This window comes from Devosia sp. (assembly GCF_024707125.1).
In the GTDB taxonomy this organism is placed as follows: Bacteria; Pseudomonadota; Alphaproteobacteria; order Rhizobiales; family Devosiaceae; genus Devosia.
Map to the genome: position 1 here is coordinate 211,903 of NZ_JANQAH010000009.1, position 13,515 is coordinate 225,417.

Sequence of the window (13,515 nt, forward strand, 5' to 3'; positions counted from 1 at the left end):
CTCTGGGCTTAGAACCAATCCAAACTTCCATTCCTGCCCCTCGGAACAAGACGAATGACCAAGGCCCGCACGCTTTACGACAAGATCTGGGACGACCATCTGGTTCAGAACAATCCGGACGGCACGAGCCTTCTCTACATCGACCGCCACCTCGTCCACGAAGTGACGAGCCCGCAGGCTTTTGAGGGCCTGCGCATAAACGGTCGCAAGGTCCGTCATCCCGAGCGCACACTGGCCGTGGTTGATCACAACGTTCCGACCACCGATCGTTCGCTGCCCAACCCGGACCCGGAAAGCGCGATCCAGATCGAGACGCTGGCCGAAAACACCCGCGATTTCGGCATCGAATATTACGACCCCTTCGACAAGCGTCAGGGCGTCGTCCACATCGTCGGCCCCGAACAGGGCTTTACCCTGCCGGGCATGACCATCGTTTGCGGTGACTCACACACCTCCACCCACGGTGCCTTCGGCGCCCTGGCCCACGGCATCGGCACCTCCGAAGTGGAACACGTTCTGGCCACCCAGACGCTGATCCAGCAAAAAGCCAAGAACATGCTGGTGCGCGTGGACGGTCAGCTGCCGCCCGGCGTCACCGCCAAGGACATCATCCTCGCCATCATCGGTGAAATCGGTACGGCCGGCGGCAATGGCCACGTGATCGAGTTTGCGGGCGAAGCCATCCGCTCCCTCTCGATGGAAGGCCGCATGACGGTCTGCAACATGACCATCGAAGGCGGCGCCCGCGCCGGCCTGATCGCGCCCGACGAAACGACCTTTGCCTATGTGAAGGACCGTCCACGCGCGCCCAAGGGCGAAGCGTTCGATATGGCCGTCGACTATTGGAAGACCCTCTATACCGACGAAGGCGCACACTACGACAAGGTCGTCATCCTCGACGCCGCAAAACTGCCGCCCATCGTTTCCTGGGGTTCTTCACCGGAAGACGTCATTTCGGTTCAGGGCGTCGTGCCCAATCCCGATGAAATCGCCGACGAGACCAAGCGTGCCTCAAAATGGCGTGCGCTCGACTATATGGGCTTAAAACCCGGCACCAAGATCACCGACATCAAGCTCGACCGTGTCTTTGTTGGTTCGTGCACCAATGGCCGTATCGAGGATCTGCGCGCTGCAGCCGCTGTCATTGGCGGTCGTAAGGTCGCGAGCCACGTCTCGGCCATGATCGTGCCGGGCTCGGGCCTCGTGAAGGCGCAGGCCGAGGAAGAAGGTCTCGACGTGATCTTCAAGGATGCCGGCTTTGAATGGCGCGAGCCGGGCTGCTCCATGTGCCTCGCCATGAACCCGGACAAGCTCAAACCCGAGGAACGTTGCGCGTCGACCTCGAACCGCAATTTTGAAGGTCGCCAGGGCTTTAAGGGCCGCACGCACCTCGTTTCCCCCGCCATGGCTGCCGCTGCCGCCATTGCCGGCCACTTCGTCGATATTCGCGAGTGGAAGTAAAAGGCACCGACTGGTCGGGGCTTTATGCTCCGACCCTCGATGATTTCGAGGCCTTGGCGAGCCACGCGCTCGCCAACCTCCCCGAGCCCTTCAAGTCGCTCGCGGCCGATGTCACCTGTTCGGTGGCCGAATTTGCCGAAGACGACATTCTCGAACATTTCGAGATGGAAAGCCCGTTCGAACTGATGGGTCTTTTCACCGGCATCGGCCTCACCGAAGACGGCGCCGTGCCCCAGACCGGGCAAATGCCCAATACGGTCTTCCTCTATCGCCGCGCCATTCTCGATTATTGGGCCGAGAATGACGACAATACGCTCGGCGAAGTCGTCACCCATGTTCTCATCCACGAACTCGGCCACCATTTTGGGTTTTCCGACGAGGACATGGAAGAGATCGAAGCCCGCGCCGACGCGGAAGACTGACCGCGTTCCCTACCTGCTTGAAAAGGCATAGATTACCTCAAGCGCATCCAGCGCTTTCGGGGGAGTTTTATGTCATTTCTTGCCGTCAATTGGCTGGCCGTCGTGCTGGCCACCGTCGCCAGCTTCGCCTTTGGCGCCGTCTGGTACATGAGCCTGTCCAAGCAATGGATGACCGCGCTTGGCAAGACCAGGGACCAGCTTGATCCCAGCTATACGCCGTTCATCTGGTCGGTCGCCGTCGAATTCGTCATGGCTTATTTCATTGCGCTCTTCACCCCGGCCCTGATGGGCACGGTGGATATCGGCGCGGGCGCGCTGACGGGCTTTCTCTGCTGGTTCGGCTTCGTGCTCACCGTGATGATCATGAACCACCGCTATGAAGGCATGAAATGGTCGCTGACCCTGATCGACAGCGCCCATGTGCTGGGGGTGCTTGTCATTCAGGGCATTGTCATCGGCCTCTTCGGACCGGTCGCCGCCTAACCCTCACTGTGTCATTCCCGCGCAAGCGGGAATCCCCGTTTTGGGCGCACAAACAAAGATCCCCGCTTTCGCGGGGATGACATCGTGTCTTTGAATGATCTTGAAAGACTAAAAGTCAGCCTTCGGCCACGGCGGTCTGCGGTTCGCTGGGCGGCGCATATTTGCTGAGAAGCGGCAGCTGGCTCATCGAAAACAGCACCGTCAGCGGCATGACGCCCCAGACCTTGAAGGCGATCCAGATCTCGGTCGAAAAATTGCGCCAGAGCACTTCGTTGATCACGGCAAGCACGAAGAAGAAAATGCCCCAGTTGAGGGTCAGGCGCCACCAGCCCTCGGGCCGCAGCTTGTAGACCTCGCCAAAGACATATTTCAGCAGCGACTGGCCAAAGAGCAGGCCGCCGAGCAGGACCGAGCCGAAGAGCACATTGGTGATGGTCGGCTTGATCTTGATAAAAGTGTCGTCCTGCAGCCAGAGCGTCAGCCCGCCAAAGACCAGCACCACGACGCCGGTGACCAGCGGCATGACGGCGACCTTTTTGAGGATCAGCCAGGAGAGCAGCAGCGAGATCACCATGGCGCCCATGAACCAGGCGGTCGCGACAAAAATGTCGGCGCGCGCATTGGCGATGAAGAACACCACCAGCGGTCCTAGCTCCAAGGCGAGTTTGGTGATCTGCGGGCGCAGCTCGTCCCAATTGACGTCTGCTTCGGCTTTGTCGGTCATTGAACGTTCCATGGCGTATCCTGCCAATGTGATGGCATGAGCCACCTGATGCAAGCCGAATAGCCAGCAAGAGTGGTTAGATTTTGACCGAAACCTCAGTCTTGCCCGGCAATTGCGCTGGCAAAATCCTTGGCTTCGAAGGGTTCGAGATCGTCGACACCCTCGCCGACGCCGATGAAGTGCACCGGTAGCCCGAATTTTTTGGCGATGGCGACGAGAATGCCGCCGCGGGCGGTGCCATCGAGCTTGGTCATAACGAGACCAGTCACGCCGGCACGCTGACCAAAGATTTCGACCTGTTTTAGGGCATTCTGGCCAGTCGTCGCATCGAGGGTGAGGAGCGTCGCATGCGGCGCTGAAGGTTCGACCTTCTTGATGACGCGAATGACCTTCTCGAGCTCGTTCATCAGCTCGTCACGGTTTTGCAGGCGTCCGGCCGTGTCGATGATCAGGACATCACGCCCCTCGGCCTTGGCCTGGGTAACAGCATCGAAGGCGAGACCCGAGGCGTCGGCGCCTGCTGGCTTGGTGATCACCGGTGCGCCGGTGCGCTGGCCCCAGACCTGCAACTGCTCGATGGCGGCGGCGCGGAAGGTATCACCGGCCGCCAGCATCACAGATTTTCCTTCGGCCGCGAACTTTTGCGCCAGCTTGCCAATGGTCGTGGTCTTGCCCGAGCCATTGACCCCGATCATCAGGATGATGAAGGGCTTTTGGGTCACGTCCACGGTCAGCGGACGCGCGACGGGGCCAAGCACCTTTTCGACTTCCGAAGCCAGAACGGCGCGCACGTCGCTATCGGAAATTTCGCGATCAAACCGGTCGCGGCGCAGGGTCTCGGTGATGGACATGGCCGTCTCGAGCCCGAGATCGGCCTGAATAAGAACGTCCTCAAGCTCATCGAGCGTTGCCGCATCGAGCTTGCGCTTGGTGAAGACCGAGGTGATCGAGCTGGTAAGATTGTCCGACGAGCGTTTCAGGCCCGAGGTGAGCCGCGAAAACCAGCTCTGGCGTTGGGCCGGGGCCGGAACGACAGCAGGCGGCGTGACGAATTGCTCTTCTACTGCCTCGATATAGTCGGGCGTGGTTTCCGGCGGACCGGGAGGGGGCGGCGTATCAAGAGGCTCGGGTTGCTTGACCGGCTCGGGAACGGGCTCGGGCGTCGGAGCAACCGGCTCCGACACGACGGCCGGGGTTTCGGGCTGCGTCTCGGGCGGCGCTGGAGGCACGGGGGCCGGCTGATTGCCAAAGAGGCGCTGGAAAAAGCCGGGCTTCTTGTCGGTCATATCTTTTGGTCTTTCCCTCGCCGCCTCAGGCGGCAATACGCAGCTTTTCGCCCACGAGCCCATCGGGGCCACGGCCGGTAATTTCCACCGCCACAAGCTCGCCCGGCTCCATACCTGCAACGCTGACCGGCACGAATTGTTCGGTGCGCCCGAGGCCGCCGCGTTCCATCAGCACAGTTTCGACGCGCCCGAGGCGCGTATCGCACAACGCCGCAAATTGCTTTTCGCCTTCAACGCGCAAAAGGCGCGCACGCTCACGGGCGATCGCTTTGCTCACCTGCGGCATGCGCGCAGCCGGTGTACCGGGGCGGGGCGAATAGGGGAAGGCGTGGATATAGGTGATCCCGGCCTCGCCGATGAAGCGCAGCGTGTTTTCGAACATCTCGTCGGTCTCAGTTGGAAAACCAGCAATGATGTCGGCGCCAAAAACCATGTTGGGCCTGATGGCGCGGAGTTTTGCGACAACAGCAAGCGCGTCGTCGCGCAGATGCCGCCGCTTCATGCGCTTGAGGATGAGATCGTCGCCCGATTGCAGCGACAGATGTAGATGCGGCATCAACCGCGGATCAGCTACCGCCTCGTAGAGCGCGGCGTCGGCCTCGATGGAGTCGATGGACGAAATGCGCAGCCGCGGCAGATCAGGCACATGCTTGAGGATCGCCTGGGTAAGCAGGCCCAGCGTCGGGGCACCGGGCAGGTCGGGACCATAGGACGTGATGTCGACGCCGGTGAGCACGATTTCCTGATAGCCATTGCCCACCAGTTTCTTGATCTGCTCGACCACCAGCCCCATCGGCACCGAGCGCGAGGGGCCACGGCCGAATGGAATGATGCAAAACGTGCAGCGGTGATCGCAGCCATTTTGCACCTGCACGAAGGCGCGCGTATGGGCGTCCATGCCTTCAATGAGATGGCCGGCGGTTTCCCGCACGCTCATGATGTCGTTGACCTGCACCTTGTCATTGAGCGGCACGCCGAAGGTCATGGGCCTGTAGCTCTCTGCCTGGAGCTTGTCGGCATTGCCGATGACGAGATCGACCTCTTCCATATCGCCAAAAGAGCGCGCCTCGGTCTGGGCGGCACAGCCGGTGACGATGATGCGGCTTTGCGGATTTTCGCGCCGCGCTTTTCGCACCGCTTTCCGGGCCTGGGCGACGGCTTCCTGCGTTACGGCGCAGGTATTGATGATGATGGCGTCTTCAAGCCCGGCCTTTTCGGCCTCGGCTTTCATCACTTCGCCTTCATAGGCATTGAGACGACAGCCGAATGTCAGGGTGCGAACCGCCATCAGGCCGCCTCGCTGCGCGTCCAGGCGCCGGTTGCCGGATCAAACTCTCCGCGCCATTCGAATTCGGCCGGGCCGGTCAGGGTAACATGATCATCCGGCAGCCATTCGACGACGAGATCGCCGCCCGGCAGAGTGACAGTCGCCTTGCGCTCGGTTCGGCGAGTACGGGCGCCATTGACCAATGCCGCGCAGGCCGCAGTGCCACAGGCCTCGGTAATCCCGGCACCGCGCTCCCAAACGCGCAAGATGATCTTGTCGGGTGCAGTGACCTGGGCGATGCCGATATTGGCGCGCTCGGGGAAAATCGGGTGGTTTTCGAGCAGCGGCCCAAACCGGTCGAGAGCATAGGACCAGACATCATCCTTCACCCAGAAGGTGGCGTGCGGATTGCCGATGGACATGACCGATGGCGAATGCAGCACCGGCGCATCGATGGGCCCGATCTGCAGCTCGATCTTGCGGGTGTCGGCAAACTCTTCGGCCAGCGGAATATCGAACCAGGCGAACTTGGGCGTGCCCATATCGACGGTGATGAGGCCGTTTTCGGCTTCCTCGCCGAAGAGAATTCCAGCGACGGTTTCAAACGTAAAACGCTGGCGGCCCTGCTCGACGCTCAGCGTCTGCACCACGCAGCGCATGCCATTGCCGCAGGCCTGGGCGCGCGAGCCGTCGGAATTGATGATCTCGATATAGTTGGCCGTGCCGGGCGTACGAGAGTCATGGATGGCCATGATCTGGTCGAACTTGGTTTCGGCGCGAGCATTGATTGATATGGCAGCTTCGGCCGTGACGCGATCCCGGCGGCCGCGCATGTCGGCCACGATGATCTGGTTGCCCAGCCCGTTCATCTTGAGAAAGGGTGCGTTGCTCAAAGCGTTTCGCCTGTATCTGTGTCGAACCCTATATGGCGGAACTGGCCGGCAATTGCCAGTGCAGGCGCTGCATGGGAGCGTTTGCTATGCTGACGGGTTCTGTCGTGGTCTGATTGGAAGGTTGGCGCATGGCTGATCGAATTTCATCCCGCATTGCGAATGCCGTCGCTGCCCTGCCCATAAGCGGGGATATGCGGGTGCTGGAGATCGGCTGCGGCCCTGGCGTTGCCGCCCGCCTTGTCAGCCAGAAGCTGAAAACAGGAATGATCCTTGCCATCGACCGCTCGGAAAAAGCCATCGCGGCGGCGATTGCCGGCTCAGAGGAGGAGATCGCGACCGGCAGGCTCGCCTTTCGCTGTGTCGCGATAGAAGATTTCGTCCTCGAGACAGGCGAACCGCAATTCGACCTCGCCTTTGCCATGCGGGTGGGCGCGCTGGACGGACGTCACTCCGAACTCGAAGCCCAGGCCTTGGGTCGGCTGAAGGCAGCACTCGCGCCGGGGGCGGTGCTTATCATCGACGATGCCACCCCGCTTTCCGCGGCAGATTTGCCGGACTTTCCTTGACTCAATAGAGCATCTGTCATAAACGCCCCCTGTTCATCAGGCTTTTGCTCCTGACCAGCCGACCGGGACCCCAAACGGGTACCACGATCCCGGAGGCCAACATCCGCCAGCGCGTTGCGCCCGCGGGTGGGTTTTGCGTTTGGCCTTTTGGTACTTATCTCTCCGGAGATCGTCTCCGCGAGCGAAAAGGAAATAGTATGTTCGAGAGCCTCTCAGACCGGCTTGGCAAAATTTTCGATGGTCTTCGTGGACGCGGCGCGCTGAACGCTGCCGATGTCGATGCGGCCATGCGCGAAATCCGCCGGGCGCTGATCGAGGCTGACGTCTCGCTCGAAGTTGTACGCGCTTTTGTTGAGCAAGTCCGCGAGCGCGCTGTTGGTGCCGAAGTCACCCGCTCGGTGACTCCGGGCCAGCAGGTCGTAAAAATCGTCAATGACGAGCTGGTTGCCGTTCTCGGTTCCGATGCCGTCACCATCGATCTCAATGCCCCGGCGCCCGTCACCCTGCTCATGGTGGGTTTGCAGGGTTCTGGTAAGACGACGACCACGGCGAAGATCGCCAAGCGTCTGAAAGATCGCCAGAAGAAAAAGGTTCTTCTTGCTTCCCTCGATACCCGCCGCCCGGCCGCCATGGAGCAGCTTCGTGTGCTCGGCGAACAGGTCGGCGTCGATACGCTACCGATCGTTGCGACTGAAACCCCCGTTGAAATTGCCCGCCGCGCCGAGCGTGAAGGCCGTCTCGGTGGCTATGACGTTCTCATTCTCGATACGGCCGGCCGCACCCATATCGATGAAGAACTGATGGTCGAAACGGTCTCCATCAAGGAGATCGCAAAGCCGCACGAAATCCTGCTCGTCGTCGACGCTTTGACCGGCCAGGACGCGATCAACGTCGCGCGCAGCTTCGACCAGCGTCTCGATGTGACCGGCATCGTCATGACGCGCGTCGATGGCGATGGTCGCGGCGGCGCGGCGCTTTCCATGCGCGCGGCCACCGGCAAGCCGATCAAGCTGATCGGCGTCGGCGAAAAGATGGATGCGCTTGAGGATTTCCATCCCTCGCGCATTGCCGACCGTATTCTGGGCATGGGCGACATCGTCTCGCTCGTCGAAAAGGCCGCCGAGCACGTCACGGCCGAAGACGCCCAGAAGATGGCGCAGAAGCTCAAGAAGGGCTCCTTCGACCTCGACGATCTGCGCGCCCAGCTGCTGCAGATGAAGAAGATGGGCGGCATGGGCGGTCTGATGGGCATGCTGCCCGGCGCAGGCCAGATCAAGAAGGCCATGGCCGGGGCCAATGTCGACGAGAAGGTCTTTGACCGTCAGATCGCCATCATCAATTCCATGACCAAGAAAGAGCGGGCCAATCCCGACCTGCTCAATGCCTCCCGTCGCAAGCGCATTGCCGCGGGCGCCGGCGTCGAAGTCTCGGAAATCAACAAGCTTTCCAAGCAGCACCGCCAGATGGCGGACATGATGAAGAAGGTTTCCAAGGGCGGCATGGGGTCGCTGGCCGGCATGTTCGGCGGCAAGATGGGCGGCATGCTCGGTGGCATGCCCGACCTCTCCAAGATGGACCCCAAGCAGCTCGAACAGATGGCCCGTCAGGCCGGCATCAATCCGGACCAGCTCAAGGGCCTGCCCTCGGCCGATCTGCCGATGACCGACAAGCTGCCTACCGACGTCAACAAGCTTCTGAAATCCGCTGGTGGTCCGGGCCTTCCCGGCCTCGGCGGTGCTCCCCGTTTCCCTGGCCTTCCGGGCCTGGGCAAGAAGAAATAACCCGAACTTTCAACCGACACCCTTAGGAATAAAAGATGTCCCTCAAGATCCGCCTTGCCCGCGCTGGCACCAAGAAGCGCCCGTTCTACCACATCGTCATCGCTGACGCCCGTTCGCCGCGCGATGGCCGCTTCATCGAAAAGCTCGGCACCTTCAACCCGCTGCTCGACAAGACTGCTGAAAACCGCGTCGTGCTCAACACCGAACGCGCTCAGCACTGGGTTTCCGTTGGCGCCCAGCCGACCGACCGCGTTGCCCGTTTCCTCGACGCAGCAGGCCTGCTGAAGCGCGCACCGCGCAACAACCCGGAAAAGGCCGTTCCCGGCGAAAAGGCCAAGGAACGCGCTGAAGAAAAGGCCGCCAAGGCCGCCGCTGCCGCCGAAGGCGCTGCAGAGTAATTTTCGGGATCGTTTGGTCCCTGGAATGCAAAAGCCCCGGTCTCGCGACCGGGGCTTTTTTGTTGCGCTTCATTCCAGATCGTCGTCATTGCCGGGCCTGTCCCGGCAATCCACCTCGAGGAGGCATGGACCACCGGGACAAGCCCGGTGGTGACGATGGAAGGGTGAGCGAGGCTGCCCGCCATTCGCGCATAGCGCTCATGGCCTTGCCGCCTCAAATCGCTCCACCGGAGCGATTTGCCCTTCGGGATGGCGTCAAGCCTTGAGCTTGCTCAGAATCGCGGCGCCCATTTCTTCGGTACCAATGGTCTTGCGGTTGTCCTGGGCAATGTCGCCGGTGCGCAGGCCATCGCTGAGCACAGCCGAAATCGCGCCTTCAACCTTGTCGGCCAGTTCGATCATGTTGAACGAGTAGCGCAGCGCCATGGCGAGCGAGGCGATCATGGCGATGGGGTTGGCAATGCCCTTGCCGGCAATGTCTGGGGCCGAACCGTGGACGGGCTCATAAAAAGCCTTGCGCTTGCCGGTAGCGGCATCGGGCGCGCCGAGCGAGGCGGAGGGCAGCATGCCCAGCGAGCCGGTCAGCATGGCCGCAACGTCGGAGAGAATGTCACCAAAAAGATTGTCGGTGACCATGACGTCGAACTGTTTTGGCGTGCGCACCAGCTGCATCGCGGCATTGTCGGCCAGGATGTGGTGGAGTTCCACATCGGCATAGTCCTTGGCGACGCCCTTGACCACTTCGTCCCAGAGCACGCCCGACTTCATCACGTTCTTCTTGTCGGCCGAATGCACCTTGTTCTTGCGGGTGCGGGCGAGATCGAAGGCGACCCGAGCGATGCGATCGATTTCGTAGGTTTCGTAGACCTGGGTGTCCACGGCGCGCTTCTGGCCATTGCCAAGATCGGTAATGGTTTTCGGCTCGCCAAAATAGACGCCGCCGGTCAGTTCGCGGACGATGAGAATATCGAGGCCTTCAACCAGCTCTTTCTTGAGCGAGGAGGCTTCGGCCAGCGCCGGATAGCAGATGGCGGGGCGCAGGTTGGCGAAAACGGCCAGTTCCTTGCGGAGACGCAAGAGAGCGGCCTCCGGGCGGTGCTCATAAGCGACATTGTCCCACTTGGGACCACCCACGGCGCCGAAGATGACAGCGTCGGCAGCCTTGGCCTTGGCGACGTCTTCGTCGGTGATGGCGACCTGGTGCTTGTCATAGGCTGCACCGCCGGCAAGGCCGCGATCGAGCGAGAAATCGGTCAGGCCTTCGGCATTGGTCCAGGCGATGATCTTTTCGACCTCGACCATGATTTCCGTGCCGATGCCGTCGCCGGGCAGAAGAAAGAGGGAATGGGTGGCCATTTCTGGAAAACTCCTCGCCGTACTGGTGGGTACACCTTGAATTGGTGCCGACATAGCGGGTTTTGGGGAGTTTGCGCAAGGACCGTCCGCGCGGAATCGTCAGGCCTAGGTCTTCAGAGATTTGGAGCGTGATCGCTCGGCCTCTGCTAGGCTCATGCGGTGAGCATTAGGCAAGCCTCGGTTCCCGGCGGCGCGCATTGATGTGCCGCTTGCGGAAGAGGCGACCGCAAGGGGAGTTCTCCATGACCGGTTCAGTACCTCTACTGCCGCAGCAGCAAGGCAGGATGTTTGTCGCCGACGGCGGCATCGAAACCCACCTCATCTTCAATGAGGGGTTCGATTTTCCTTACTTCACGGTTTTCGAACTGCTGGATCGCGAAGGCGGTCCCGAGGCCTTGCGAGCCTATTATGCCCCCTATCTCGACATTGCGCGGCGCGCCGGACATGGCTTTGTGTTCGACACCAATACCTGGCGGGCCAATCCGGACTGGGGGGCGCTGGTTGGCTATGATGCGGACGGGTTGCGCCGCATCAATATCGGGGCCGTCGAGCTTTGCCGTGACATCGCGAGGAACTTCGAAATGGCCGGGGTTCAGACCCTGGTCAGTGGCGCCATGGGCCCTCGGCGCGACGCCTGGCAATATGATGGTGTGATGAGCATTTCAGAAGCCTTCGACTATCACGCCCCGCAGGTCGCGGCCTTTGCCGAGGCGAAGGCGGACCTCGTGACGATCCTGACCCTCACCAATGTGCCCGAGGCGATTGGCGTTGCTCGTCTGGCGGAAGAGGCCGGCCTGCCCTGCGTAATTTCCTTTACGCTCGAGACAGATGGGCGCCTGCCTGGCGGCAAGCCGCTGGGCGAGGCCATCACGGCGGTCGAGGAGGCGACCAACGCCTACCCGGCCTACTACATGATCAACTGCGTGCACCCGATCCATTTCGCCAGCACCATTCGCCATGGCGGCGACTGGGTGGATCGGATCGGCGGCCTCAGGGTCAATGCCTCGATGAAAAGCCACGCCGAGCTCGATGAAAGCCCCGAACTCGATATCGGGGATTGGCAGGATCTGGCGCAGCGCTATCAGCGTCTCTTGCCCCTTCTGCCCAATATAAGGGTGATCGGTGGATGTTGCGGCACCGACCATCGGCATATCGATGCCATATGCCGGGTCTGTCTGCCGACCGTGCCGGACTAGCGTTCGACGTGTAACCGAGCGGGCGTTCACGTCCCCAATCGGTTAACACACTGTGAACATCGAGATCACGACGCGTTCAAGGCAGGGAGGGCAAAAGGCGGGCCATCGAAGCCGGCGAGGGGCCGGCGCAAACGAGGAGAACAAAATGCTCAAACTGATCCGCCTGACCGCTTTTGCCGCCATCACCACTGTGGGCGTCGTCCAGGCCTTTGCCGGGGTGCAGTCCCTGCCCGAATGTTACGACCGGGTCATTGCCGCCTGCAACAAGGGCAACCATGCCCAGAGCTGCGCCAATACCGGCATGAACGAGTGCGACAAGATTTTCCCGACCCCGATGGTTCTCACGCCCGGTCTGTCGCTCGGCAACAAGCCGGTGAACGTGGCCCCCGTGCCGCTACCGCGCCCGGCGCACCTGATGGTTTCCACCCGCTAAGGTTTTTGCCCCATGGGCAAAGGCACAAAAAAACAGCGCTCCCTTTGAGAGCGCTGTTTTTGCATTTTCTGGTCGCGAAAAAGAATCAGCTCTTGGCGGCGCCGATGCGGGCGGTCACTTCGATCTCGATCTTCATGCCTTCTTCGATCATCGCGACGATGAGCATGGAGGCAGCCGGGCGGATGTCCTTGAAGACCGGGCCGACGGCGGCGACGACTTCATCCACATAGGAGCGGTCACCAACATAGTAGACGACGCGAACCGTGTCCTCGATCGAGGAGCCGGCTTCCTTGAGCGCCTTGTCGATGGTGGCTAGGGCATTTTTCGCCTGGGCACCGACGCCTTCGGGCATCTTCATGACCGAATAATCGTAGCCCGTCGTGCCCGACACATAGACCGTGTCTTCGTGGCGAACGGCACGGGAATAGCCAAAGGTCGCTTCAAAGGGCGAACCGGTGGAGACGCGTTGAACCATTTTTCGTCCTTAGAGCCAGGGCCGTGCGGATGCCATCTTGCCCTCAAAGGACGAAATGGCCGGATCGGATTTTAGCGTGCCGGCGATATCGTCGAGACCTTCGAGCAGGATGTGCTTGCGCGCCGGGTCGATATCGAAATGCAGCGTGCCGCCATCCGGACCCTTGATGGTCTGGGCTTCGAGATCCACGGTCAGCGTCGCGTTCGAGCCGCGCTCGGCATCATCGAGCAGGAGCTTGAGCTGCTCGGCCGAAACCACCAGCGGCAGAATGCCGTTCTTGAAGCAGTTGTTATAAAAGATGTCGGCAAAGCTGGTGGAAACAACGCAGCGAATGCCGAAATCGGCCAGGGCCCAGGGGGCGTGCTCGCGCGAGGAGCCGCAACCAAAATTGTCGCCGGCAATGATGATCTTCGCCTGGCGATAGGCCGGCTTGTTGAGAACGAATTCGGGATTTTCCGAACCGTCTTCATTGTAGCGCATTTCCGAAAACAGGGCGGTGCCGAGGCCGGTCCGCTTGATGGTCTTCAGGTACTGCTTGGGGATGATCATATCGGTGTCGATGTTGATGATCGGCAACGGCGCCGCGACACCCGTCAATGTGGTGAATTTTTCCATCGGAAAACCTCGCTTTGCCTTGGGTCTTTGGGCCAAACCGGGGTCGGGGTCAAGTCGGCTCTGGACGAAAGCGTTCGGCGCTTGACCTCAGGCACTCCGTTTGTCTACTCCTGACGCCCTGAACGGTCTTACCTTCAACTTGCGCTCGGGGGGCGGGTG

15 protein-coding genes are annotated in these 13,515 nt (G+C 61.1%); 8 read left to right on the forward strand and 7 right to left on the reverse strand.

Annotated features, from left to right (window positions below; translation table 11 throughout):
- Positions 1-54: 54 nt before the first annotated feature.
- The 3 genes from leuC (at position 55) to NVV77_RS10945 (ending at position 2,366) form a co-directional block, all read left to right on the forward strand.
- Positions 55-1,461, forward strand: a complete 1,407-nt coding sequence (leuC, locus tag NVV77_RS10935) for a 3-isopropylmalate dehydratase large subunit (RefSeq protein WP_295412955.1) — start codon at positions 55-57, stop codon at positions 1,459-1,461.
- On the forward strand, positions 1,452-1,883 hold the full coding sequence (locus NVV77_RS10940) for a metallopeptidase family protein (RefSeq protein WP_295412958.1): 432 nt from the start codon (positions 1,452-1,454) through the stop codon (positions 1,881-1,883). The genes leuC and NVV77_RS10940 overlap by 10 nt, the downstream gene beginning before the upstream one ends.
- Before the next feature lie 69 nt (positions 1,884-1,952).
- On the forward strand, positions 1,953-2,366 hold the full coding sequence (locus NVV77_RS10945) for a DUF1761 domain-containing protein (protein ID WP_295412960.1): 414 nt from the start codon (positions 1,953-1,955) through the stop codon (positions 2,364-2,366).
- Positions 2,367-2,481: 115 nt separating this feature from the next.
- On the opposite strand, the gene NVV77_RS10950 is transcribed toward NVV77_RS10945, so the two are convergent.
- The 4 genes from NVV77_RS10950 to dapF form a co-directional block, all read right to left on the reverse strand.
- Entirely contained in the window at positions 2,482-3,102 is a 621-nt protein-coding gene (locus tag NVV77_RS10950; protein WP_295412963.1) for a septation protein A, read from the reverse strand.
- 83 nt (positions 3,103-3,185) lie between these two features.
- On the reverse strand, positions 3,186-4,376 hold the full coding sequence (gene ftsY, locus NVV77_RS10955; protein ID WP_295412966.1) for a signal recognition particle-docking protein FtsY: 1,191 nt from the start codon (positions 4,374-4,376) through the stop codon (positions 3,186-3,188).
- A 25-nt stretch (positions 4,377-4,401) separates the two neighbouring features.
- Complete coding sequence (mtaB, locus tag NVV77_RS10960) at positions 4,402-5,664, reverse strand: tRNA (N(6)-L-threonylcarbamoyladenosine(37)-C(2))-methylthiotransferase MtaB (protein ID WP_295412969.1); 1,263 nt, start codon at positions 5,662-5,664, stop codon at positions 4,402-4,404.
- Entirely contained in the window at positions 5,664-6,512 is an 849-nt protein-coding gene (dapF, locus tag NVV77_RS10965; protein WP_295414433.1) for a diaminopimelate epimerase, read from the reverse strand. The genes mtaB and dapF overlap by 1 nt, the downstream gene beginning before the upstream one ends.
- Positions 6,513-6,664: 152 nt before the next feature.
- Between dapF and NVV77_RS10970 the strand changes: the two genes are divergently transcribed.
- The 3 genes from NVV77_RS10970 to rpsP all read left to right on the forward strand — a co-directional run bounded on the left by NVV77_RS10970 (position 6,665) and on the right by rpsP (position 9,281).
- Positions 6,665-7,102, forward strand: a complete 438-nt coding sequence (locus tag NVV77_RS10970) for a trans-aconitate 2-methyltransferase (protein ID WP_295412971.1) — start codon at positions 6,665-6,667, stop codon at positions 7,100-7,102.
- A 197-nt stretch (positions 7,103-7,299) separates the two neighbouring features.
- Complete coding sequence (ffh, locus tag NVV77_RS10975; protein ID WP_295412974.1) at positions 7,300-8,883, forward strand: signal recognition particle protein; 1,584 nt, start codon at positions 7,300-7,302, stop codon at positions 8,881-8,883.
- Between the two features lie 35 nt (positions 8,884-8,918).
- Entirely contained in the window at positions 8,919-9,281 is a 363-nt protein-coding gene (gene rpsP / locus NVV77_RS10980; RefSeq protein ID WP_295412976.1) for a 30S ribosomal protein S16, read from the forward strand.
- A 255-nt stretch (positions 9,282-9,536) separates the two neighbouring features.
- Here the strand turns inward: rpsP and leuB are convergent, their stop codons facing one another.
- Positions 9,537-10,637: a 3-isopropylmalate dehydrogenase gene (leuB, locus tag NVV77_RS10985; protein ID WP_295412979.1), complete on the reverse strand. Its 1,101-nt coding sequence runs from the start codon at positions 10,635-10,637 to the stop codon at positions 9,537-9,539.
- A gap of 242 nt (positions 10,638-10,879) precedes the next feature.
- On the opposite strand from leuB, the gene NVV77_RS10990 reads away from it, so the two are divergent.
- Together NVV77_RS10990 and NVV77_RS10995 are read left to right on the forward strand one after the other, a co-directional pair.
- Positions 10,880-11,833 (forward strand): homocysteine S-methyltransferase family protein, encoded by a 954-nt coding sequence (locus tag NVV77_RS10990; RefSeq protein WP_295412982.1) that lies wholly within the window; start codon positions 10,880-10,882, stop codon positions 11,831-11,833.
- A gap of 145 nt (positions 11,834-11,978) precedes the next feature.
- Entirely contained in the window at positions 11,979-12,266 is a 288-nt protein-coding gene (locus NVV77_RS10995; protein WP_295412983.1) for a hypothetical protein, read from the forward strand.
- An 85-nt stretch (positions 12,267-12,351) separates the two neighbouring features.
- Here the strand turns inward: NVV77_RS10995 and NVV77_RS11000 are convergent, their stop codons facing one another.
- Positions 12,352-12,741: a RidA family protein gene (locus tag NVV77_RS11000; protein ID WP_035085205.1), complete on the reverse strand. Its 390-nt coding sequence runs from the start codon at positions 12,739-12,741 to the stop codon at positions 12,352-12,354.
- Between the two features lie 9 nt (positions 12,742-12,750).
- Positions 12,751-13,356 (reverse strand): 3-isopropylmalate dehydratase small subunit, encoded by a 606-nt coding sequence (leuD, locus tag NVV77_RS11005; protein WP_295412986.1) that lies wholly within the window; start codon positions 13,354-13,356, stop codon positions 12,751-12,753.
- Between the last annotated feature and the right edge of the window lie 159 nt (positions 13,357-13,515).